Annotated in this window: 19 protein-coding genes; 6 read left to right on the top strand and 13 right to left on the bottom strand. The window is 69.6% G+C overall.

Features of this window, described 5'->3' with window-relative positions; genetic code table 11:
- Positions 1–55: 55 nt before the first annotated feature.
- The 4 genes from qcrB to ctaE all read right to left on the bottom strand — a co-directional run bounded on the left by qcrB (position 56) and on the right by ctaE (position 4,245).
- Entirely contained in the window at positions 56–1,684 is a 1,629-nt protein-coding gene (gene qcrB, locus OG730_RS29765) for a cytochrome bc1 complex cytochrome b subunit (protein ID WP_327307118.1), read from the bottom strand.
- The gene (gene qcrA, locus OG730_RS29760; protein WP_327307117.1) at positions 1,681–2,742 is read right to left on the bottom strand and encodes a cytochrome bc1 complex Rieske iron-sulfur subunit; all 1,062 of its coding nucleotides are present in this window, start codon (positions 2,740–2,742) and stop codon (positions 1,681–1,683) included. Before qcrA ends, qcrB begins: the two co-directional genes overlap by 4 nt.
- Positions 2,739–3,548, bottom strand: coding sequence for a cytochrome bc1 complex diheme cytochrome c subunit (gene qcrC / locus OG730_RS29755; RefSeq protein WP_327307116.1), 810 nt, complete (start codon positions 3,546–3,548; stop codon positions 2,739–2,741). The genes qcrA and qcrC overlap by 4 nt, the downstream gene beginning before the upstream one ends.
- Positions 3,549–3,624: 76 nt before the next feature.
- Positions 3,625–4,245 (bottom strand): aa3-type cytochrome oxidase subunit III, encoded by a 621-nt coding sequence (ctaE, locus tag OG730_RS29750; RefSeq protein ID WP_008738823.1) that lies wholly within the window; start codon positions 4,243–4,245, stop codon positions 3,625–3,627.
- A gap of 211 nt (positions 4,246–4,456) precedes the next feature.
- Between ctaE and OG730_RS29745 the strand changes: the two genes are divergently transcribed.
- Entirely contained in the window at positions 4,457–4,858 is a 402-nt protein-coding gene (locus tag OG730_RS29745; protein WP_327307115.1) for a DNA-binding transcriptional response regulator, read from the top strand.
- Positions 4,859–5,026: 168 nt separating this feature from the next.
- Here OG730_RS29745 and OG730_RS29740 read toward each other — a convergent pair whose 3' ends face one another.
- From OG730_RS29740 to ctaC, 4 genes are all read right to left on the bottom strand, one after another.
- On the bottom strand, positions 5,027–6,274 hold the full coding sequence (locus tag OG730_RS29740) for a L,D-transpeptidase (protein WP_327307114.1): 1,248 nt from the start codon (positions 6,272–6,274) through the stop codon (positions 5,027–5,029).
- Positions 6,275–6,412: 138 nt separating this feature from the next.
- The gene (locus tag OG730_RS29735) at positions 6,413–6,811 is read right to left on the bottom strand and encodes a cytochrome c oxidase subunit 4 (protein ID WP_327307113.1); all 399 of its coding nucleotides are present in this window, start codon (positions 6,809–6,811) and stop codon (positions 6,413–6,415) included.
- The gene (gene ctaD, locus OG730_RS29730) at positions 6,808–8,538 is read right to left on the bottom strand and encodes an aa3-type cytochrome oxidase subunit I (protein ID WP_327307112.1); all 1,731 of its coding nucleotides are present in this window, start codon (positions 8,536–8,538) and stop codon (positions 6,808–6,810) included. Before ctaD ends, OG730_RS29735 begins: the two co-directional genes overlap by 4 nt.
- On the bottom strand, positions 8,535–9,509 hold the full coding sequence (ctaC, locus tag OG730_RS29725; RefSeq protein WP_327307111.1) for an aa3-type cytochrome oxidase subunit II: 975 nt from the start codon (positions 9,507–9,509) through the stop codon (positions 8,535–8,537). Before ctaC ends, ctaD begins: the two co-directional genes overlap by 4 nt.
- Positions 9,510–9,803: 294 nt before the next feature.
- Between ctaC and OG730_RS29720 the strand changes: the two genes are divergently transcribed.
- Positions 9,804–11,186 carry a cysteine desulfurase/sulfurtransferase TusA family protein gene (locus OG730_RS29720; protein WP_327307110.1) on the top strand — a complete coding sequence of 461 codons (1,383 nt, stop codon included), beginning with the start codon at positions 9,804–9,806 and terminating at the stop codon, positions 11,184–11,186.
- 277 nt (positions 11,187–11,463) lie between these two features.
- Here OG730_RS29720 and OG730_RS29715 read toward each other — a convergent pair whose 3' ends face one another.
- Positions 11,464–12,441, bottom strand: a complete 978-nt coding sequence (locus OG730_RS29715; protein ID WP_327307109.1) for a carbohydrate kinase family protein — start codon at positions 12,439–12,441, stop codon at positions 11,464–11,466.
- Between the two features lie 132 nt (positions 12,442–12,573).
- On the opposite strand from OG730_RS29715, the gene OG730_RS29710 reads away from it, so the two are divergent.
- Positions 12,574–12,792: a hypothetical protein gene (locus OG730_RS29710; RefSeq protein ID WP_327307108.1), complete on the top strand. Its 219-nt coding sequence runs from the start codon at positions 12,574–12,576 to the stop codon at positions 12,790–12,792.
- Positions 12,793–12,888: 96 nt separating this feature from the next.
- Positions 12,889–14,418 carry a hypothetical protein gene (locus tag OG730_RS29705; protein WP_327307107.1) on the top strand — a complete coding sequence of 510 codons (1,530 nt, stop codon included), beginning with the start codon at positions 12,889–12,891 and terminating at the stop codon, positions 14,416–14,418.
- Positions 14,419–14,541: 123 nt separating this feature from the next.
- Here OG730_RS29705 and erpA read toward each other — a convergent pair whose 3' ends face one another.
- Positions 14,542–14,898: an iron-sulfur cluster insertion protein ErpA gene (erpA, locus tag OG730_RS29700; protein WP_243330017.1), complete on the bottom strand. Its 357-nt coding sequence runs from the start codon at positions 14,896–14,898 to the stop codon at positions 14,542–14,544.
- Between the two features lie 318 nt (positions 14,899–15,216).
- On the opposite strand from erpA, the gene nadA reads away from it, so the two are divergent.
- Entirely contained in the window at positions 15,217–16,419 is a 1,203-nt protein-coding gene (nadA, locus tag OG730_RS29695; protein ID WP_327307106.1) for a quinolinate synthase NadA, read from the top strand.
- 87 nt (positions 16,420–16,506) lie between these two features.
- On the opposite strand, the gene OG730_RS29690 is transcribed toward nadA, so the two are convergent.
- Positions 16,507–19,638 (bottom strand): efflux RND transporter permease subunit, encoded by a 3,132-nt coding sequence (locus OG730_RS29690; RefSeq protein ID WP_327307105.1) that lies wholly within the window; start codon positions 19,636–19,638, stop codon positions 16,507–16,509.
- Positions 19,639–19,879: 241 nt separating this feature from the next.
- Between OG730_RS29690 and OG730_RS29685 the strand changes: the two genes are divergently transcribed.
- A protein-coding gene (locus tag OG730_RS29685) for an IS5 family transposase (RefSeq protein ID WP_442815035.1) occupies positions 19,880–20,724 on the top strand; the annotation gives its coding sequence in 2 pieces (ribosomal slippage) (positions 19,880–20,233 and positions 20,236–20,724; 843 coding nt in all).
- 15 nt (positions 20,725–20,739) lie between these two features.
- Here OG730_RS29685 and OG730_RS29680 read toward each other — a convergent pair.
- Positions 20,740–21,450 (bottom strand): response regulator, encoded by a 711-nt coding sequence (locus OG730_RS29680; protein ID WP_327307104.1) that lies wholly within the window; start codon positions 21,448–21,450, stop codon positions 20,740–20,742.
- A 97-nt stretch (positions 21,451–21,547) separates the two neighbouring features.
- Positions 21,548–22,369, bottom strand: a complete 822-nt coding sequence (locus tag OG730_RS29675; protein WP_327307103.1) for an adenosylcobinamide-GDP ribazoletransferase — start codon at positions 22,367–22,369, stop codon at positions 21,548–21,550.
- Positions 22,370–22,428: the final 59 nt, after the last annotated feature.

Below are 22,428 nucleotides of genomic sequence, written 5' to 3'. Positions count from 1 at the left end.
GCGTGGTGCGTACCGCGTGAAACGTGTGAAGCGCGTGAAGCCGTGACGCGGGAGATCAGTGGTGGCCGTGGCCGCTCTGGATCTCCTTGTACTCCTCGACCGTGGGCTTCGGGATCTGGTTGTTCTCCGCGTAGTAGCCCTTGCTGAGCTTGACGCGGAGCTTCTCCAGCGGGTTCACCTTGCGCACGACACCGTTCTCGTCGACCGTGGGGCCGATCTCGGCGGGCTTGTACTGGTCGTACGAGGTGAGCGTGTGCAGCTTGCCCTGCGAGAGCGGCTCGTGGACCTCGACGAACTCACCGTGCGGCAGGCGCTTGATGATGCCGGTCTCGCGACCGTGCAGCACCTTGTCCCGGTCCCGGCGCTGGAGGCCGAGGCAGATCCGCTTGGTGATGACGAAGGCGATGACCGGGCCGACGAAGAACCCGATGCGCGCGAACCAGGTGATCGAGTTGATCGACAGGTGGAAGTACTGCGCGAACATGTCGTTTCCACCGGCGATCAGCAGGATGACGTACCACGTCAGCCATGCCACACCGAAGCCCGTACGGGTCGGGGCGTTGCGCGGGCGGTCCAGGATGTGGTGCTCGCGCTTGTCCCCGGTGACCCAGGACTCGATGAACGGGTAGACCGCGATCACGACCAGCACCAGCGGGAAGATGACCAGCGGGATGAACACGCCCAGGACGAGGGTGTGGCCCCACAGGTTGATCTCCCAGCCGGGCATGGCACGGATCAGACCCTCGGAGAAGCCCATGTACCAGTCGGGCTGCGCACCGGTGGACACGTGGTCCGGGCGGTACGGGCCGAGCGCCCAGATCGGGTTGATCGAGGCGATGCCCGCGATCAGCGCGATGACGCCGAAGACCAGGAAGAAGAAGCCTCCGGCCTTGGCCATGTAGACCGGGAGCAGCGGCATGCCGACGACGTTCTTCTCGGTCTTGCCGGGGCCCGCGAACTGGGTGTGCTTGTGGTAGAAGACCAGGATCAGGTGGGCCACCAGCAGGCCCATCATGATGCCGGGCAGCAGCAGGATGTGGACCGAGTAGAACCGGGCCACGAACTCGCCGCCGGGGAACTCTCCGCCGAAGAGGAAGAACGACAGGTACGTGCCCACGACCGGCACGGAGAGCATGGCGCCCTCCATGAAGCGGACACCGGTGCCCGAGAGCAGGTCGTCCGGCAGGGAGTAACCGGTGAAACCGGTGAACATGCCGAGGACCAGCAGCAGGAAGCCGAAGACCCAGTTGACCTCGCGCGGCTTGCGGAAGGCGCCGGTGAAGAAGACGCGCATCATGTGCACGAGCATCGCGGCGATGAAGATCAGTGCCGACCAGTGGTGGATCTGCCGGATGAGCAGGCCGCCGCGGACGTCGAAGCTGATTTCCAGGGTCGACTTGAAGGCCTCCGACATCGCCACACCCTGCATGGGGATGTAGGAACCGTCGTAGTGCACTTCGTTCATGCTCGGGTGGAAGAACAGCGTCAGGTACACACCCGTGAGGATGAGGATGATGAAGCTGTAGAGGCAGATCTCGCCCAGCATGAAGGACCAGTGGTCCGGGAAGATCTTGCGCATGTTGGCCTTGGCGAGGCTGTAGATGCCCAGCCGGCCGTCGGCCCAGTCGGCTACGCGCTCGCCGGCCGGAGCCTTGCGCTCTTTGGTGTCAGTGGCAGTGCTCATCCGCGCTCCCAGAAAGAGGGACCGACGGGCTCTTCGAAGTCGCCGAGCGCCTCGAGGAAACCTTCGTCATTGACGCCGATCCGCAGCTGCGGGAGCGCGTGACCAGCCGGGCCGAAGATGACTCGGGCGCCGTCGGAGAGGTCGAAGGTGGACTGGTGGCACGGGCAGAGCACGTGGTGCGACTGCTGCTCGTACAGGCTGATCGGGCAGCCGACGTGGGTGCAGATCTTGGAGTAGGCCACGATCCCGTCGTGGGACCACTCCAGTTCCTTCTTGTCCTTGATGTTCTCCGGCTGGATGCGGACGATCATCAGGGCGGCCTTGGCGATCTGCGTCTGGAAGTCGTGTGCGTCCTCCTCCAGGCCTTCCGGCATGGCGAAGGTCAGCGACCCGACGCCGATGTCCTCGGGGCGGAGCGGCTCCATCGTGTTCTGGTTGATGAGCATCTTGCCCTTCGCCCAGATGGTCTTGCGCAGCTTGTCCTCGGGCAGCGGGCCCAGGTCGCGCAGGATCACGACGGCGGAGAGCGGCAGCAGGGCCAGCGCACCGTACATCGTGTTGCGGATCAGCGGGCGGCGGCCGATGGCCGACTCGCGCGCACCGTCCGCGAAGTCCTGCATGACCTGCGCCTTGACCTCGGGCGGGGCCGCGATCTCGTGGCGCTCGGCGGCGACCTCCACGTCGGACATCAGGGTGCGGGCCCAGTGGACCGCGCCCGCGCCGATGCAGAAGAGGGCCGCGCCGAGGCTCACGCCGAGGGCGAAGTTGAGAGCGCTCACCTTCCCGATGGGGAAAATGTAGACGATCTTGTCGACCGGCAGGATCACGAACGAGGCGATGAAGGCGATCGTCGCCAGCATCGACAGCGTGAACAGCATGGCCACCGTGCGCTCGGAGCGCTTCGCGGCCCGCTCGTCGATGTCCTGGATCCGCGGCCGGTGAACCGGCAGACCGGGGTCGGCGAACGGGTCGCTGTCCGGTACCGCCACGGCACCGTGGTGCGTGTCGCCCTGCTCGCTCGGCAGGTGCTTCTCTACGGGAATGTCTTGGCTACTCATGACTTCTTGGCCTTAGCGGTGTGGGCCGCAACCCAGACGGCGACAGCGATCAGCGCACCCAGTCCGAAGACCCAGCCGAAGAGACCCTCGGAGACGGGGCCGAGGCCACCGAGCTTGAGGCCACCGGGGCTGGTCGCCTTCTCGCCGTTGACGTGCTGGAGGTACGCGATGATGTCCTTCTTCTGCTTCTCCGGCATGGTGCTGTCGGGGAAGGAGGGCATGTTCTGCGGGCCGGTGAGCATGGCCTCGTAGACGTGCTTCGGCTCGACACCCTCAAGGTTGGGGGCGTACTTGCCGTTCGTCAGTGCGCCGCCCTCGCCGGTGAAGTTGTGGCACTGCGCGCAGTTGTTGCGGAACAGTTCGCCACCCTTCGCGATGTCGGCACCCGCCGGGTCGTACTGCTTCTCGGCCGGCGTGATCGGGCCGGCTCCGAGGGACGCGATGTACGCGGCGAGCTGGTCGGTCTGCGCCTGGGTGTAGATGACGGGCTTCTTCGGCACCTGGGCGCCGGGCTGCTGGGCGGGCATACGGCCCGTCATGACCTGGAAGTCGACGGCAGCGGAGCCGACGCCAACCAGGCTGGGGCCGTCAGAGGAACCCTGACCGCCGGTCCCGTGGCAGCTTGCGCAGCCGACGGCGTAGAGCTTCTGGCCCTCCTCGATGGCGAGGGACTGGACGGTTTCGTCGGCCTTCGCAGTGCCCGCGGGCGCGAAGGCGCTGTACAGCCCCCCGGTAACCGCCAGCGCGAAGAGTAGAACGACGACCGCCGCCAGCGGATGGCGTCGTCGTGCGGAGAGCTTTTTCACGGATTACCCCGGTGTCAGGATCTTCTGCGTCGGTGTGTCTGGATGGAGTGCCGGGACCGGCCCGGCGACGTGTTCGCTACTTGATCAGGTAGATCGTTGCGAAGAGGCCGATCCAGACGACATCGACGAAGTGCCAGTAGTAGGACACGACGATGGCCGACGTGGCCTGTTCGTGGGTGAACCTCTTGGCCGCGTACGTCCGGCCGAGGACCAGCAGGAAGGCGATGAGACCGCCCGTCACGTGCAGACCGTGGAAGCCGGTGGTCAGGTAGAACACCGAGCCGTACGGACCGGACGAGAGGCTCATGCCCTCGTGCTTGACCAGCTCGGTGTACTCGAACACCTGGCCGCCAATGAAGATCGCACCCATGACGAACGTGATGATGAACCACGTCCTGAGCTTCTTCACGTCACCGCGCTCGGCGGCGAATACGCCGAGCTGGCAGGTGAGCGAGGAAAGCACCAGGATCGTCGTGTTCGTCGCCGAGAAGGGCAGATTCAAGGCCGAAGCCTGTTCTGTCCAGTACTCGGCGCCTGTCACGGATCGCAGGGTGAAGTACATCGCGAAGAGGGCCGCGAAGAACATCAGCTCGGAACTCAACCAGATGATGGTTCCCACGCTGACGAGGTTCGGCCTGTTGACCGTCGGGTGCGCGTGCCCGGTATCTACTGTCGTTGCTGTCGCCACGACCGACATTATGTCGGTCCCTTATCCCGCCCTCACCCCGGGGGGTGCCGTTCGGAGTGTCAGGGGCGTGTGCAAGGCCCGAACGGCCCATCAGATCGCCCTGCGGAAGCCCGCGGGCGATCCCGGGGCGAGGCTGCGCGAACCGATGTTGACACCGGGTCGGACGGAGTAGCATCCCGCGCAACATCAACGTGATTCACGGGACACGTGGAGGAACGAAATGCGGGCGACTGCGCGGGTTCTGGTCTACAGCGACGACGCGGGCACCCGGGAGCAGGTGCGGCTGGCTGCCGGGCGCAGGCCGGCCGCGGACCTGCCGCCGGTTGAGTTCCTGGAGTGCGCCACGCTGCCGGCCGTCCTGAAGGAGCTGGACGCGGGCGGCATCGACGTGTGCGTGCTGGACGGCGAGGCCGTTCCGGCCGGGGGCATGGGGGTGTGCCGGCAGATCAAGGACGAGATCTTCCGGTGCCCGCCCGTCCTGCTTCTGATGGGCCGTCCGCAGGACGCCTGGCTGGCCACCTGGAGCCGCGCGGACGCCGCGGTCACCCTTCCGGTTGATCCGGTGGACTTCGCGCAGGCCCTGGCGGGTCTGCTGCGCGCGCGGCTCTCGTCGGCGGCGTAGCGGGGCTCACGGGGCCCGCGGAGCCTCACGGGGCCCGTGCGGCCCCACACGGCCCGTACGGGCCCGCGCGGCCCTGTAGCGGCGCATACCGGGGCGCGGGTACCCGTACGGTCCGTACGGGTACCCGCGCCCCGGCCGCGCCCTCTCCCGGCGCTCCCGGCCCGGTGGTTACACCTGCGGGCGCAGGCGGGCCTGGTCGACCGGGCTGCGGCCGTCCTGGGTGCCCTTGAGGAGGGCGCTGCCCTCGCGCCAGTCCTTCCAGTCCATGTTCCAGTCGCCGTAGCCGTTGCCGAAGGTGTCCATGTCGTCGCCGATGCTGTTGATGACGCGGACGATGTCGCCTTCGCTGATGTTCTCGTAGAACCAGGCGGCGTTGCCCGTGCTCATTCCGGTGCAGCCGTGGCTGACGTTCTCGTACCCCTGGGAGCCGACGGACCACGGCGCGGCGTGGACGTATTCACCGCTCCAGGTGACGCGGGTCGCGTAGTAGACGGGCAGGTTGTAGTACTCGCTGCCGCCGATGCCCACGGTGTCCCCGCGCATCTGGACGTAGTACTGCTTGCCGAGGACCACCTTGACGCCGTTGCGGGTGGAGAAGCCCGGCTTTCCGGTGGTCACCGGGATGGTGTTGATCACTTCCCCGTTGCGCTTGAACGTGAGGTAGTGCGAGGAGGCGTCCGTGGTGACCTCGACGCGGTCGCCGATCTCTAGCTTCAGCGGCTTGGAGGCGGCGCCGTGCAGGTCGTCGGAGATCTTGACGCCCTCCAGGTTGCTCCGTACGGAGACCGTGGTGTTGGCGGGCCAGTACTCCTTGGGCCGGTAGTGGAGCTTCTTGTCGTCCACCCAGTGCCAGGCGCCCACGGCCTCCGCCGGGGCGTCGACGACCAGGCCCCGTTCGATGACGGCGCGGGCGGCCTTGTCCTTCACGGGTTCGTTGAGTTCGGCCGTGAGGGGCTGTCCGACGCCGTACTTGCCCTCGTCCGGGCCGAATTCGACCTTGAGGACCTTCTGGGCCGGGGTGGTGTCGAAGGTGAGCGTGCGCTGCCCGGGGGCGCCCCGCTCGTCCTCGGTGCTCACGAGGACGGTGTAGCGGACGCCGGCGGCCATCGGGACGGTGCTGTGCCAGCGGTCGCCGGAGGCGGACAACTCGCCCGCCAGACGGCGTCCGTGGGTGTCCACGGCGCTCACGTCGGTGATCCGGCCGTCGCCGCTCTTGGCGGTGACTTCCAGGGGCCGGTCCGGATCGACCGGGCGACTGCCGGAGGGCTGGTTGAGGGCGACTTGGTCGCCCGCGTCGTAGGGGCGGGCGGACAGCGGGTTGTCGTCGCCCGACCCGCATGCGGTGGCGCCGGCCCCGAGGGACGCGACCAGCAGGGAGCAGCCGATAACGGTCCAAAGACGCGGTGACTGGTTCATGGAGCCAACGCTATGAAGATATGACAATTACGGCGCGCGGGGTGACTGCAAACGAGGGGCCCGGACTCCTCCATTGGAGGTGTCCGGGCCCCTGGTCTCACGCTGCGACCGCTCCGGGGAGCGGCTGCGGGGGTGCGGCTACTGGTTCTGGTTCTCGCCGCGGTAGTACTCGTACACCCAGCCCCACAGACCCACGAGGATCAGCGGCGCCGAGAAGTACATCAGCCACCAGCCGAAGATGACGCCCATGAAGGCGAAGGCGCCACCGACGGCCAGCGAGAGCGGCTGCCAGCTGTGCGGGGAGAAGAACCCCAGCTCGCCCGCCTCGTCGGCGACGTCGGCCTCCAGGTTGTCCTGGGCCATCTGGTCCACACGCGCGGCCGTGAAGGCCAGGTAGTAGCCGATCATGGCGCTCAGGCCGAAGGCCAGCGCGAGTGCCGTGGTGCCGACCGGCTCCTTGGACCACACGCCGTACACGACAGTCATGATCAGGATGAAGGCGGCGAGCCACAGGAACATCCTGCCCTGGATCTTCACTTGCCGGCCTCCTTGCCACCAGCGACGGCCTTGGCGGCCACGGAGTGGTCCTCAAGGTGGTCGAGGGCCGCGATCTCGGGGTGGTGCAGATCGAATGCCGGGGATTCGGACCGGATCCTCGGCAGGGTGAGGAAGTTGTGCCGCGGCGGCGGGCAAGACGTCGCCCATTCGAGCGAACGGCCGTAGCCCCACGGGTCGTCGACCTCGACCTTCTTGCCGTACTTCGCCGTCTTCCAGACGTTGTACATGAACGGCAGCATCGACAGGCCCAGCACGAACGAGCTGATCGTCGAGATGGTGTTCAGCAGGGTGAAGCCGTCCGCCGCGAGGTAGTCCGCGTAACGACGCGGCATGCCCTCGGCGCCCAGCCAGTGCTGCACCAGGAAGGTGCCGTGGAAGCCGATGAACAGCGTCCAGAAGGTGATCTTGCCGAGGCGCTCGTCCAGCATCTTGCCCGTGAACTTCGGCCACCAGAAGTGGAAGCCGGCGAACATCGCGAAGACCACGGTGCCGAAGACGACGTAGTGGAAGTGCGCGACGACGAAGTACGAGTCGGAGACGTGGAAGTCCATCGGGGGCGAGGCCAGGATGACGCCGGTCAGGCCACCGAAGGTGAAGGTGACCAGGAAGCCGATCGTCCAGAGCATCGGGGTCTCGAAGGACAGCGAGCCCTTCCACATGGTGCCGATCCAGTTGAAGAACTTCACACCGGTCGGAACCGCGATGAGGAACGTCATGAAGGAGAAGAACGGCAGCAGCACACCGCCGGTGACGTACATGTGGTGCGCCCACACGGTCACCGAAAGGCCGGCGATCGAGATCGTCGCGGCGATCAGACCGATGTAACCGAACATCGGCTTGCGCGAGAAGACCGGAATGATTTCGGAAACGATTCCGAAGAATGGCAACGCGATGATGTACACCTCTGGATGTCCGAAGAACCAGAAGAGGTGTTGCCACAGTAGGGCGCCGCCATTGGCCGCGTCGAAGACGTGCGCACCGAACTTCCGGTCGGCCTCCAGCGCGAAGAGCGCGGCGGCCAGCACCGGGAAGGCGAGCAGGACCAGAACACCGGTCAGCAGCACGTTCCAGGTGAAGATCGGCATGCGGAACATCGTCATGCCGGGGGCGCGCATGCAGATGATCGTGGTGATGAAGTTGACCGAACCGAGGATCGTGCCGAAGCCGGAGAAGGCCAGACCCATGATCCACATGTCGGCGCCGATGCCCGGCGAGCGGACGGCGTCCGACAGCGGGGAGTAGGCGAACCAGCCGAAGTCGGCGGCACCCGAGGGGGTGATGAAGCCGGCCACCGCGATGGTCGAACCGAAGAGGTACAGCCAGTACGCGAACATGTTCAGCCGCGGGAACGCCACGTCGGGCGCGCCGATCTGCAGCGGCATGATCCAGTTCGCGAAGCCCGCGAACAGCGGGGTGGCGAACATCAGCAGCATGATCGTGCCATGCATGGTGAACGCCTGGTTGAACTGCTCGTTCGACATGATCTGCGTACCCGGACGGGCCAGCTCGGCGCGCATGAAGAGCGCCAGCAGACCGCCGATGAGGAAGAACACGAACGACGTGAGCAGGTACATCGTGCCGATGGTCTTGTGGTCGGTGGTGGTCAACCACTTCACGACCACGTTGCCCGGCTGCTTGCTCCGCACCGGCAGCTCGTTCTCGTACGAGTCCGCCTCGGCACCCTGAGGCTGGTTGAGGATGCTCACAGTTTGTTCACCTCAGCATTGCGGGCCGGGTCGGTCTGCTTGATGCCGGCCGGGAGGAAGCCGGTCTGACCCTTCTCCGCGAGCTCCTTCAGGTGCGCCTTGTACGCCTCCGGGGAGACGACCTTGACGTTGAAGAGCATTCGGGAGTGGTCGACACCGCAGAGCTCGGCGCACTTGCCCATGAAGACGCCCTCTTGGGTCGGGGTGACCTCGAAGACGTTGGTGTGGCCCGGAATGACGTCCTGCTTGAACAGGAAGGGGACCACCCAGAAGGAGTGGATGACGTCGTTGGACGACAGGATGAAGCGGACCTTCTCACCCTTCGGCAGCCAGAGCGTCGGGCCCGGGTTGCCGGTCTCCGCGTTCCGGTCGCTCGGGACGCCCTTGGTGTAGACGCCTTCGGCGCCCTTCGGGAAGTCCTTGGTGTAGCGGTCCGGCAGGGTGGCGAGTTCCTTGGGAACCTCGCCCGCCTTCGGGGTCGCCGCATCGCCGTCGACGTCCTCGACGTAGTTGAAGCCCCAGCTCCACTGGTAGCCGATCACGTTGATCGTGTGCGCCGGCTTGGCGGAGAGGGAGAGCAGCTTCGACTCGTCGCGCGCGGTGAAGTAGAACAGCACCGAGACGATGATGAGCGGGACCACGGTGTACAGCGCCTCGATGGGCATGTTGTACCGGGTCTGCGGGGGAACCTCGACCTTGGTCCGGCTGCGCCGGTGGAAGATGACGCTCCACATGATCAGGCCCCACACGAGGATGCCGGTGATCAGAGCGGCCGCCCAGGACCCCTGCCACAGCGAGAGGATGCGAGGCGCCTCTTCAGTGACCGGGGTGGGCAATCCGAGGCGGGGGAAGTCTTTCCATGTATACGAGCAACCAGTGGCGGTCGCCAGGACCACGCCCGCAGTCAGCGCCTGCAGCAGCTTCCGCCGCATCGGGCGCCGCGGCGAGCGGTCGGAGCCGTAGGGACTCACGTAGCGCCTTCCCGAGAGTCTCGGCCCGCGCGGCCGGCCGCGGCCGCATTCGGGTCGGTCGCCGGCCCTGACGCAGGCAGGGGTTTGGATGTTTATGCGGACCAAACCCTACTGGACGCTATTTGGGGTCGCGCGGGGAGGGTGCCCAACGCGCCGTTACTGCCCCCGAAGGGATGGATCCGCCGTACGGGGGACGGCCCAATCGACCCCGAATGGCAGCATCCTGCCCCCTTCTGACGACCCCTGACCTCGTCCGATCGCCACGCCGGCGCGGCGGCCGGTTAGCGTGACCGGATGCCGTACTTCGACACCGCGTCCGCCGCCCCGCTGCACCCCGTGGCCCGGCAGGCGCTCCAGGCCTCCCTTGACGAAGGCTGGGCCGACCCGGCCCGGCTGTACCGCGAAGGGCGCCGGGCCCGGCTGCTGCTGGACGCGGCGCGGGAGGCCGCGGCGGAGGCCGTGGGCTGCCGCCCCGACGAGCTCGCGTTCACTCCTTCGGGGACGCACGCGGTTCACTCGGGCATGGCCGGGGTCCTGGCGGGGCGCCGGCGCGTCGGCGGGCATCTGGTCGTATCAGCGGTGGAACACAGCTCCGTACTGCACGCGGCGGAGGTCCACGCGGCGGCCGGCGGGCGGGTCGAGGAGGTCCCGGTGGACCGCTTCGGCCGGGTGTCCGCCTCCTCCTACGCGGAACGGGTGGGCCCCTCCACCGCGCTGGCCTGCCTCCAGTCGGCCAACCACGAGGTCGGCACCGTCCAGCCCGTGGCCGAGGTCGCCGGGGTGTGCGCCGCCGCCGGGGTCCCGTTGCTGGTGGACGCCGCGCAGTCGCTGGGCTGGGGGCCGGTCCCCGGGAACTGGTCGGTGCTGTGCGCGAGCGCCCACAAATGGGGCGGCCCGCCCGGGATCGGCCTGCTGGCCGTCCGCAAGGGAGTGCGCTTCGCCCCCCAAGGCCCCGCAGACGAAAGGGAGTCGGGGCGCTCCCCCGGTTTCGTCAACCTGCCCGCGGCCGTCGCCGCGGCGGCCTCCCTGCGGGCGGTGCGGGCCGAGGCGGACGCGGAGGCGGCCCGCCTGCGGATCCTGGTGGACCGGCTGCGGCGGCGGGTGGCCCGCCTGGTGCCGGACGTGGAGGTGGTGGGCCATCCGGACCTCCGGCTCCCGCACCTGGTCACCTTCTCCTGCCTGTACGTGGACGGGGAGACCCTGCTCCACGGGCTGGACCGGGCCGGCTACTCCGTCTCCTCCGGGTCCTCGTGCACCAGCTCGACGCTGACGCCCAGCCATGTCCTGCGGGCCATGGGGGTGCTGTCGGAGGGGAACGTACGGGTCTCCCTGCCGGCCGGTACGACGGCGGCGGAGGTCAACGGCCTCCTGGAGGTCCTGCCGGGGCTGGTGGCGGGAATCCGCGAGCAACTCGGCGTGGTGGAACCGGCTTTGGCCGCCGATCCGGAGGCGGAATCCCTGGAGCTGGACACCCTCGGCCTGCGGTGTCCGCAGCCGGTGATCGAGCTGGGCCGGGCGATCGGGCGGGTGCCGGTGGGGGGGACGGTGACCGTCCTGTCGGACGACGAGGTGGCGCGGCTGGACATTCCGGCGTGGTGCGCGATGCGGGGGCAGGTGTACGTGGGGGAAGCCCCGCGTCCCCTCGGTACCGCGTACACGGTCCGCCGGGCGGTCTGATCCGGCTGCGCCGCGGGCCGGCCTGCGGGCCGGGGGCGGGGTGGCCCTGCGGGGCGGAGTCCCCTACCCGCCCTTCGCCCGTTCCCCGGGGCTCCGCCCCGGACCCCGCGCCTCAAACGCCGGCGAGGCTGGATGTGCCGCACCACGGGCCGGGTCCGGGCGGAGCCCGGGGAACGGTGGAAGGGCGGGTAGGGGACTCCGCCCCGCAGGGCCGAGCACCCGCACCCGCCCACCGGGCTCCGCCCCGGGCGGTAGCGGGACCAGGCTCCGTGAGGGGCTACGCCGGGAGGTGGGACTGGACTTCCGCCGCGGCCTCGTCGCCGTAGGCCTTCGTGAAGCGCTCCATGAAGTGGGCCCGGCCCAGGGTGTACTCCTGGGTGCCGAGGGTCTCGATGACGAGCGTGGCCAGCATGCAGCCGACCTGCGCGGCCCGCTCCAGGCCGACGCCCCAGCCCAGGCCCGTCAGGAAGCCCGCGCGGAACGCGTCGCCGACGCCCGTCGGGTCCACCTTCGCGGTCTCCTCCGGGCAGCCGACCACGATCGGGTCGTGGCCGACCCGGTCGATGCGGACGCCGTTCGAGCCGAGGGTGGTGACCCGGGTGCCGACCTTGGCCAGGATCTCCGCGTCGGTCCAGCCGGACTTCGCCTCGATGAGGCCCTTCTCGTACTCGTTCGAGAAGAGGTACGTCGCGCCCTCCATCAGGGTGCGGATGTTGTCGCCGTCCATCCGGGCGATCTGCTGCGAGAAGTCCGCCGCGAAGGGGATCTCCCGCGTACGGCACTCCTCCGTGTGGCGCAGCATCGCCTCGGGGTCGTCCGCGCCGATCAGGACGAGGTCCAGGCCGCCGACCCGGTCCGCGACCGACTTCAGCTCGATCAGGCGGGCCTCGCTCATCGCACCCGTGTAGAAGGAGCCGATCTGGTTGTGGTCGGCGTCCGTCGTGCAGACGAAGCGCGCGGTGTGCAGCACCTCGGAGATCCGCACGGACTGGGTGTCGACGCCGTGGCGGTCGAGCCAGGCGCGGTACTCGTCGAAGTCGGAGCCGGCGGCTCCGACGAGGATCGGCCGGGCGCCGAGCTGCCCCATGCCGAAGCAGATGTTCGGGCCGACGCCGCCGCGCCGCACGTCGAGGTTGTCGACGAGGAAGGAGAGGGAGACCGTGTGCAGCTGGTCCGCGACCAACTGGTCGGCGAAGCGGCCGGGGAAGGTCATGAGGTGGTCGGTGGCGATGGAGCCGGTGACTGCGATACGCACGGCGTGGACGCTCCTGCGGGGGAAGGCAAGGGGACAGTCAAAACTACCCGGTCGGCGGGCGGACGGCCGACCGGCCGAAACTACCCCGTAGTAGCTCTTTCTTCACCCGCGGTGGCGTGCCTACCGTGCCCCATGACCTACACCGATGGCTTCGGGCACGTCCGGACCTCCGAGAACCCGGCGGGCACCGACTTCGAACAGTTGCTGGGCGACTGCGCCCGGATGGCCCCGCACTGGCCGGTTCCCGCGGATCCCCGTCCGGATCGGGTTGCTCCCTCCCAGATCAACGGGATCCGCGTCCCGGCGGCCTCGGCCCGCCTGATCGCCTCCACGGCGGTCTACGGCTATTAGGCCGTCCAGCCGTCCGGCCGCCCCTGCGGAACCGGATCCGCGTCTGTTCCGTCACACCCGCATCACCCCATGCGGGACGGGCAAAGGAGCGATGCGGTGACCAGCGAACACTCCGATGGACTGGAAGCACCCGAGGGAACCGGGGCGGCCGAGGGACTCGGCGCCCCCGGTGCGTCACGTGTCACACGACGGCGGCCGGCCTGGGTCGTCGGTTCGATCGCGGCCGCCGTCCTGCTCACCGGCGGCGGCACCGCGTACTGGGCGTCGGTCGCCCACGGCGAGGGCCGTACGAGCGAGGGGCGTACGGCCGACAGCGCGGCCTCCGCGCCCCGTGCGGCGGCCTCCGCGCCGACTCCGCCCGGGCCCGGCATCGCCCCCGGCGAGCCCGACCCCTCCGGCGGCGGGGTCACCTACACCGCCGACGTCCCCCTTCCCGACGGCCCCGCCACGGCGCCGGCCTTCGTGGCGAGCGGCGAGGTGACCTCCGCGGAGGTGGCGCGGCTCGCCACGGCGCTCGGGATCTCCGGCGCGCCCCGGCTCGTCGGGGAGACCTGGCAGGCCGGGGAGGCGGCCGACGGCTCCGGGCCCCGGCTCACGGTGAACCTCAAGGCCCCCGGGACCTGGAACTACTCCCGCTTCCAGGTCGGCGGCACCGGGGACGACTGCGTCCGCGGCAAGGACACCTGCGGCCCGGCCACCCTCCCCCAGGACCTGGGCCGGGAGCACGGCGGCACCGGGGGCACCCCCGTCTCCGAGGCCGCCGCCAAGGGCGCCGCCGCGCCCGTGCTGACGGCCGTGGGGCAGGGCTCGGCCGCGCTCGACGCCCGGATCGCGCAGGGCTCCGTACGCCTGGTGACGGCCGACCCGGTGATCGGGGGCTCGCGCACGCAGGGCTGGTCCACCCGGATCGGCGTCGGGGTGGATTCCCAGGTGGTGTCGGGCAGTGGCGAGCTGAAGGTTCCGGTGCGGGCCGCCACCGAGCAGCCGGTGGTCGGGGCCGTCGACGCGCTGGCCCGGCTGAACGACAAGTCCCGGGGCTCCGGCGCCACGGACCCGGGCCCCAGCGGCTGCGCCACGAGCGTCCCGCTGACTCCGGACTCCCCGGACGGCGCCACGGACACGCTGCCGTGCAACCCGGAGCCCCGGCCGATGAAGCCGACCCGGACGGAGTCGGTGCGGGGCGCCGAGCTCGGGTTGGTCCCGGGCACGGTCGACGGGGCCCGCGGCCTGGTGCCGGCCTGGCTGTTCGAGGTGGCCGGCAAGGACGGCGGCCCGGGGCACACGGTGGCCCAGCCGGCGGCCCTGACCGGGGAGACTCCCCCGGTGGACCTGCCCACCCCGGTCGATCCGCCCGCGAAGGGGCAGAGCGTGCCCGGTTTCTCGTACGCCTCGGCCGACCGGACGCTGACCGTGAACTTCTGGGGCGGGGTGTGCAGCACGTACGCCCTGGAGGTCCGGGAGCAGCCGGAGTCGGTGATGGTGAAGATCACGGACACCCCGAACAAGCCGGGGCAGTCCTGCATCATGATCGCGAAGGAGATGACGGTGACGGGCACGCTCCAGCAGCCGCTCGGCGACCGCAAGGTGATCGACGCGACGAACGGCAAGGCCGTCCCCCGCCATTAGGCGCAGCCGTCCCCCGTCAGGAGGCGCCAGGACGTGCGAGAGGGGCCCGCCCGCGGATGTCCGCGGGCGGGCCCCTCTCGTCTGGTCCTACGAGCTCAGCCGGGCCCTGAGGCCCCGCGGGGCTTAGTTGAAGGAATCGCCGCAGGCGCAGGAGCCCGTGGCGTTCGGGTTGTCGATCGTGAAGCCCTGCTTCTCGATGGTGTCGACGAAGTCGATGGACGCACCGTGCAGGTACGGGGAGCTCATCCGGTCGGTGACGACCTTCACACCGTCGAAGTCCTTCACGACGTCGCCGTCGAGGGAGCGCTCGTCGAAGAAGAGCTGGTAGCGCAGGCCCGAGCAGCCACCGGGCTGGACGGCGACGCGCAGCGCCAGGTCATCGCGGCCTTCCTGCTCCAGCAGGGTCCTGACCTTCTCGGCGGCGGCGTCGGACAGGAGGATGCCGTCGCTCACGGTGGTCTTTTCGTCCTGTACGGACATCTGCATTCACTCCCGAAGTGGGCGGCTCCCCGCCGGGAGCGGGGAAACGTCGGACTCTTGCCGTCGGTGGCAACGAGCGGGACCGCGGATTCATTCCGGGACCCGACGCGTGTTTCAGAAATTCCATGCTCGCACACCACCGCGCGGTGGTGGGTCCCCGCGAGGCACCCGCGGCGGGCGGGCGAATTCGTCACATCGACACTATCGGCATCGTCAAAGTGACGTGAAGCAGTTATGATAGATAACGTCAAATAGACGAGAAGTCGAAGCGATGGCTTCAGAGTGGCTTCAGAAGTCCCTTGTCGCAGAACAGAAAGGGTGCGTGTCGTGACCACCGCCCAGCCTTTGGACAACCAGCCTTTGGACGTCCAGCCGACGCCCCTTGCCCTGCTGCTGCTCGGCCGCGAGGCCGATCCCAAGAGCGAGCGCGGGGTGGAGTGCCCCGGCGACCTGCCCTCGCCGTCGGACCCGGACCTCGTGGCGCGCGCCCGTGCCGCCAAGGAGAAGCTCGGGGACAAGGTCTTCATCCTCGGCCACCACTACCAGCGTGACGAGGTCATCGAGTTCGCCGACGTCACCGGTGACTCCTTCAAGCTGGCCAAGGACGCGGCCGCCAAGCCGGAGGCCGAGTACATCGTCTTCTGTGGCGTCCACTTCATGGCCGAGTCCGCGGACATCCTGACCTCGGACGACCAGAAGGTCGTCCTGCCGGACCTGGCAGCGGGCTGCTCGATGGCCGACATGGCCACCGCCGAGCAGGTCGCGGAGTGCTGGGACGTGCTGACCGAGGCCGGCATCGCCGGTGAGACGGTCCCCGTCTCGTACATGAACTCCTCGGCCGACATCAAGGCCTTCACGGGCAAGCACGGCGGCACGATCTGTACGTCGTCCAACGCCAAGAAGGCCCTGGAGTGGGCGTTCGAGCAGGGCGAGAAGGTCCTCTTCCTGCCGGACCAGCACCTGGGCCGCAACACCGCCGTCCGCGACATGGGCATGTCCCTCGACGACTGCGTGCTGTACAACCCGCACAAGCCGAACGGCGGCCTGACCGTCGAGCAGCTGCGGAACGCCAAGATGATCCTGTGGCGCGGCCACTGCTCGGTGCACGGCCGCTTCTCGGTCGACTCGGTCAACGACGTGCGCGCCCGCATCCCCGGCGTGAACGTCCTGGTCCACCCGGAGTGCAAGCACGAGGTCGTGGCGGCCGCGGACTACGTCGGCTCCACCGAGTACATCATCAAGGCGCTGGAGGCGGCCCCGGCCGGCTCCAAGTGGGCCATCGGCACCGAGCTGAACCTCGTCCAGCGTCTGGCCAACCGTTTCGCCCCGGAGGACAAGGAGGTCGTCTTCCTCGACAAGACGGTCTGCTTCTGCTCGACCATGAACCGCATCGACCTCCCCCACCTGGTGTGGACCCTGGAGTCCCTGGCCGAGGGCAACCTCGTCAACCAGATCCAGGTCGACAAGGAGACCGCGGACTTCGCCAAGCTCGCCCTGGAGCGGATGCTCGCGCTTCCGTAGGGCCCCTGCGCACGACCGAAGGGCCGCCCCTCCTGCGAGGGGCGGCCCTTCGGCGTGTGTGCGTACGGTCCTCAGGCCATCAGGCCCTCAGACCTTGACCGGGCTCTCGTCCTCCGCGGAGGCGGCCGGGGCCGGGACCACGGTCAGGCGGGCCCTCTTCTTCGCGCTGCGGCGCTCCTTGCGGAGCTCCAGCATCGTGTAGAGGGTCGGCACCAGGAGCAGGGTCAGCAGGGTGGAGCTGATCAGGCCGCCGATGACGACCACGGCGAGCGGCTGCGAGATGAAGCCGCCCTCGCCGGTGACGCCCAGCGCCATCGGGAGCAGCGCGAAGATCGTCGCCAGTGCCGTCATCAGGATCGGGCGCAGTCGGTGGCGGCCGCCCTCGACGACCGCCTCGATCACGCCGTAGCCCTGGGCCCGGTACTGGTTGACCAGGTCGATCAGGACGATCGCGTTGGTCACGACGATGCCGATGAGCATCAGCATGCCGATCATCGCCGGGACGCCCAGCGGGGTGCCGGTGACCAGGAGCAGGCCGAGCGCGCCGGTCGCCGCGAAGGGGATCGAGACCAGCAGGATCAGCGGCTGGACCAGTGAGCGGAACGTGGCGACCAGCAGCATGAACACGATCGCGATGGCCGCGAGCATGGCCAGGCCCAGCTGGCCGAAGGCCTCGCTCTGGTCCTGTCCGACGCCGCCGATGGTGGCCGTGGCGCCCTCGGGCAGGTCCAGGGCCTTGATCTTCGTCTGCAGGGTGGAGCTGACGGCGCCGGTGTTGTCGCCGACCGGCTTCGCGCTGATGGTCGCGGCGCGGGCGCCGTCGATCCGGGTCATCGCGACGGGGCCGGGGACCTCCTTGACCTCGGCGATGTCACCGAGCTTCACGGGGCCGACGGGCAGCGCCCGCAGCTGGGCCAGGGTGGTGGCCGGCTGCGCGGACTTGATGACGATGTCCCGCTCGGTGTCGTCCAGTACGGCCTTGCCCGCCGGGTTGCCGCGTACGGCCTGGCCGACGATGGCGCCGAGCGCCGCCTGGTTCAGGCCGAGGTCCGCCGCCTTGGGGGTGGCGGTGACCGAGATCCGGGGCACGGACTGGGACAGGTCGCTCTGGACGTCGGTGACGTCCTCGATCTTCGCCACCTCGGCGCGGACCTGCTCGGCGGCCTTGGCGAGGACGGCGCCGTCGCCCGCCTTGACCACGACGCTGAGGTTCTGGCTGCCGAAGCCGTCGCCGGCCGCGATGGTCGTCTCGCCTATGCCGTCGAGCCCCTTGAGGGCGGTCTCGATGTGCTTCTTGGCGGACTCGGTCTTCCCCGAGTCCTCCAGCGTGACCTGGTACGAGGCCTGGTTGGAGCCCGTACCGCCGCCGAAGGCGGCCAGGAAGCCGGAGGAGCCGACGGTGACCTGGTAGTCCTTGACCCCGTCGGTCCCGTCCAGGACCCTCTCGACCTTGCGGCTCGCCTCGTCGGCGACGACCAGCGAGGTGCCGGGCGGCAACTGCTGCTTGATGCTGAGGACTTCCTGCTCGCCCTGGTCGAAGAAGTTCGTCTTGAGCAGCGGGGTCATGCCCAGCGTCGCGACGAGCACCACGACGGCGACGACCAGGGTGGCGACCCGGCGGCGGGTGACCAGGCCCAGCGCCCGTACGTAGAACCGCTGGAGCTTGCTGCGGGACTCCTTCTCCTCGGCCTCGCGGCGGGCCTTCTCGATGCTCGCGGCGTCCCCTTCGCTGACGCCCTTCGGCGCGCGCAGGAACCAGTACGAGAGCACCGGCACGACCGTCAGGGAGACGAGCAGCGAGGCCAGCAGGGCCGCGGTGACGGTGATGGAGAACGGGCCGAAGAACTGGCCGACCATGCCGCCGACGAAGGCGATCGGCAGGAAGACGGCGACGGTGGTGAGCGTGGAGGAGGTGACCGCGCCGGCCACCTCCTTGACCGCCGTGATGATCGCGTGCTGCCGCTCCTCGCCGTAGCCGAGGTGGCGCTTGATGTTCTCCAGGACCACGATCGAGTCGTCGACGACCCGGCCGATGGCGATGGTGAGCGCGCCCAGCGTCAGCATGTTGAGGGAGAGGTCGCGGGTCCACAGCACGATCAGCGCGAGGACGACGGACAGCGGGATGGAGACCGCGGTGACCAGCGTCGAGCGCAGCGAGCCGAGGAAGACCAGGATCACGACGACGGCGAAGACGAGGCCGAGCAGGCCCTCGGTGGTCAGGCCCGAGATGGACTTGGCGACCGCCGGGCCCTGGTCGCTGACCACGGTCAGGTCGGCGCCGGAGCCGAGGGTGGAGCGGAGCTCGGGCAGCTTGTCCCGGACCGCGTCCGAGATGGCGACGGCGCTGCCGTCCTTGTCCATGGTCAGCATGAGGGCGAGGCTGGGCTTGCCGTTGGTGCGGGTGAGGGAGTCGGCCTTGGCCGCCTCCTGCTTCACGCTCGCCACGTCGCCGAGGCGGACGGCGGGCTTGCCCGGTCCGGCGGTGAGGCGCAGGTCCTCGAGCTGGGCGAGCGAGGTGTAGCCCGAACCGACGCGCACGGTGCGGTTCTTGCCCCCTTCGTCGAAGGAGCCGGCGGGGACGGTGGCGCCGCCCGCCTGAAGGCCCTGGGCCAAGGCCGCGCCGTCGAGGCCGGCGGCGGCGAGCTTGGCGTCGTCGGGGGTGACCGTCACCTGCAGGTCCCGTACGCCGTCCACGGTGACCTGGCCGACGCCCGCGATGTCCTGGAGCGCGGGGACCACGGACTTGTTCAGCTGGTCGGCGAGCGCCTGCTGGTCCTTGTCGGAGGTGACGGCGAGGACCACGGTCGGGATGTCGTCGGTGGAACCGGCGATCACCTGCGGATCGACCTCGGCGGGCAGCCGGACGCGGGCCCGGTTGACGGCCTGCTGGACGTCGGCGACGAGCTGCTTGGTGCCCTCGTCGCCGTAGTCGAAGGTCGCCATGATCAGGGCGTTGCCCTCGCTGGCGGTGGAGGTGACGCCGGTGATGCCGTCGACGCCCTTGAGCATGGCTTCGATCGGCTCGACGACCTGCTTCTCCACCACGTCGGGCGAGGCGCCCTGGTACGGCGCGAGCACGGACACCATCGGCAGGTCGATGGAGGGCAGCAGCTGCTGCTTGAGCTGCGGGATGGCAATGGCGCCGAAGAGGAGCGCGACGAGCGACACGAGGCCGATCAGCGCCCTCTGGGCGAGGCTGAAGCGGGACAGCCGGAACATGGCTATGGGGATCTCTCTGCAGGGACGCGGTGACGTCTACGAGGCATGACGGACGGCCGTGCCTTCGGGCACGCGCGGGGCCCCTCAGCCTCTCGTGCGCACGGGCGCGCCGACGTCGCCCCCAGGTCCCGTCCTTATCCGGGGCATACCGCGTTCGCAGTAGACGGGCGTACTCCGGGATCCCCGGCGACTCCTCGGGACTAGGCCGTTTCCTTCGGATCATCTGATCGTTGGTTGATGTGTGTCGTTGACTGATGCGCAGTGGGCGCGGATCGAGCCGTTGTTGCCGGAGCGGACGCCGAAGAGGGGTGGTCGGTGGCGTGATCACCGGCAGGTGATCGACGCGATCGCGTTCAAGTACCGGACCGGGACGCCGTGGATGGACCTGCCCGAGTCCTTCGGGTCGTGGAAGGGCGCTCACAACCGACTGCGGAAGTGGGCCGCCGACGGAACCTGGGAAAGGGTCTTCACCGCCCTGCTGGCCCAGGCCGACGCCGAAGGCGACCTCGACTGGGTCGTCTCGGTCGACTCCACGATCGTCCGTGCCCACCAGCACGCTGCCGGGGCCCGCCAAAAGGGGCCCCGGACGGCGAGCCCGCCGACCATGCCCTCGGACGATCCCGCGGCGGACTGACCACGAAAGTCCACCTGGCCGCCGACAACCGCTGCCGGCCTCTGGCCTTCGTCATCACGCCTGGCCAATCCGGTGACGCACCTGCGTTCCCGCAGCTCATGGCCCGCTTGCGGGTTCCCCGGCCAGTCGGCAGACCGAGAGCGAGACCGGACGTGGTCCTGGCCGACAAGGCGTACTCGTCCCGCGCGATCCGTTCCCACCTGCGTCGGCGCGGGATCCGCGCGGTGATCCCGCAACCCGCCGACCAACTCGCCAACCGCAAACGCCTCGGCAGCCGTGGCGGCAGGCCACCGGCCTTCGACCGCGAGGCCTACAAGCAGCGGAACACCGTCGAACGCTGCATCAACAAACTCAAGCAATGGCGCGGCCTGGCCACTCGCTACGACAAGACCGCCACCATCTACCTCTCCGGACTCCACCTCGCCGCCATCCATATCTGGTCAGCGAGGTGATCCGAAGGAAACGGCCTAGTCGGCCCGGGGCCGGACCAGTCCCGATTCGTACGCGATGACCACCAATTGCGCCCTGTCGCGGGCGCCGAGCTTGGACATGGCCCGGTTCACGTGGGTCTTGACGGTGAGCGGGCTGACTTCCAGCCGGCGGGCGATCTCGTCGTTGGACAGGCCCGCCGCCACGAGCACGAGGACCTCGCGCTCGCGTCCGGTCAGCGCGGCCAGGCGCTGTACGTGGGCCGCGGCGGGGGTGGCCCCCTCGCCGCCGCCCTGCGCGAGGAAGGTGGCGATGAGCCCCTTGGTGGCGGCCGGGGAGAGCAGCGCGTCGCCGGCGGCCGCGACGCGGATGGCGTTGAGCAGTTCCTCGGGCTCGGCCCCCTTGCCGAGGAAGCCGGAGGCGCCCGCCCGCAGGGCCGCCGCCACGTACTCGTCCACCTCGAAGGTCGTCAGCATCACCACGCGGACCCCGGCCAGTTCGGCATCGGCGCTGATCAGCCGGGTGGCGGCGAGGCCGTCGGTGCCGGGCATCCGGATGTCCATGAGTACGACGTCGGGCCGGAGCGTGCGCGCGAGCTCGAAGGCCTGCGCCCCGTCGGAGGCCTCCCCGACGACGCACATGTCGGCCTCGGAGTCGACGAGCACCTTGAACGCGCTGCGCAGCAGGGCCTGGTCGTCGGCGAGGAGCACCCGGATGGGCGTCGGGGCCTGGTTCGGGGTCTGTTCCACGCTCCGACCCTACGTCGTCCCGTGCGGCCCGGAATCGCCGGGCCCGGGCCGTCCCCCTTCGGATCCTGCCGGTCGGGCCCGACCCGAAGGAGACGCCCTAACCCAGGGCCAGTACGACCAGGGCCGCCGTCGCCGAGACCTCGGCCAGGGCTCCGAACACGTCACCGGTGACCCCGTCGAAGCGGCGTACGCAGCGGCGGAGCAGGGCCTCCGCCACCAGCAGGGCGGCCAGGACGGCCGCCGCGTGCTGCGCCGCGGCCGGCAGGCCCAGCGGGAGGGCGGCGGCGGCGGACAGGAGCACGACGAGCGCGGCGACCGCGACGGCCGCCTCGCGCGGGACGACTCCGGCGACGGCCGCGCCCAGCCCCTCCGGCCTGGCCGGGGGGATCCCGTCGCGGGAGGCGAGGGTCATGGCGAGCCGGGCGGTGACGGCGGCGACCACGGCGGCCAGGGCGCCCCGGTTCCAGCTGTCGGCGTACACGTTCGCCAGCGCCGCGACCTGGACCAGCAGGAGGAACACCAGCGCCACCACACCGAAGGGCCCGATGTCGGATTGCTTCATGATGCGCAGCGCGGCGTCGGCCGGCTTGGCGCTGCCCAGGCCGTCGGCCGTGTCGGCGAGGCCGTCGAGGTGCAGGGCGCGGGTCAGGGCCGCCGGTACGGCGACGGTGACGGCGGCGGCCAGCAGCGGGCCCCCGCCGCACAGCAGGAGGACTGCCCCGGGCGCGGCCGCGAGGAGCCCCACGACGAGCCCGGCGAGCGGGGCGCAGGCCATGCCGGTGCGGGCGGCGGGGCGGTCCCAGCGGGTGATGCGCGCGGGCAGCACGGTGAGCGTGCCGAAGGCGAAGCGCACCCCGTCGAGCAGCGAGGCGCGCTCCGGGGGCGGGGTCGGGGACGGGCCGTCGTACGAATCTGTCATCGGCGCGAACGCTACCCGCTCGACAGGACCGGTAAGTTACCCAATACACCCCAAATCGG

Source organism: Streptomyces sp. NBC_01298 (assembly GCF_035978755.1).
Lineage (GTDB): Bacteria > Actinomycetota > Actinomycetes > Streptomycetales > Streptomycetaceae > Streptomyces.
This window is presented reverse-complemented; position numbering and strand designations above follow the sequence as displayed.

Excerpts from the sequence above, each read along its gene's own strand:
- OG730_RS29690 (WP_327307105.1), bottom strand. The coding sequence starts at position 19,638 with ATGTTCCGGCTGTCCCGCTTCAGCCTCGCCCAGAGGGCGCTGATCGGC.
- erpA (WP_243330017.1), bottom strand. The coding sequence starts at position 14,898 with ATGTCCGTACAGGACGAAAAGACCACCGTGAGCGACGGCATCCTCCTG.
- qcrB (WP_327307118.1), bottom strand. The coding sequence starts at position 1,684 with ATGAGCACTGCCACTGACACCAAAGAGCGCAAGGCTCCGGCCGGCGAG.
- qcrA (WP_327307117.1), bottom strand. The coding sequence starts at position 2,742 with ATGAGTAGCCAAGACATTCCCGTAGAGAAGCACCTGCCGAGCGAGCAG.
- OG730_RS29745 (WP_327307115.1), top strand. The coding sequence starts at position 4,457 with ATGCGGGCGACTGCGCGGGTTCTGGTCTACAGCGACGACGCGGGCACC.
- ctaE (WP_008738823.1), bottom strand. The coding sequence starts at position 4,245 with ATGTCGGTCGTGGCGACAGCAACGACAGTAGATACCGGGCACGCGCAC.
- OG730_RS29740 (WP_327307114.1), bottom strand. The coding sequence starts at position 6,274 with ATGAACCAGTCACCGCGTCTTTGGACCGTTATCGGCTGCTCCCTGCTG.
- OG730_RS29710 (WP_327307108.1), top strand. The coding sequence starts at position 12,574 with ATGACCTACACCGATGGCTTCGGGCACGTCCGGACCTCCGAGAACCCG.
- OG730_RS29720 (WP_327307110.1), top strand. The coding sequence starts at position 9,804 with ATGCCGTACTTCGACACCGCGTCCGCCGCCCCGCTGCACCCCGTGGCC.
- OG730_RS29675 (WP_327307103.1), bottom strand. The coding sequence starts at position 22,369 with ATGACAGATTCGTACGACGGCCCGTCCCCGACCCCGCCCCCGGAGCGC.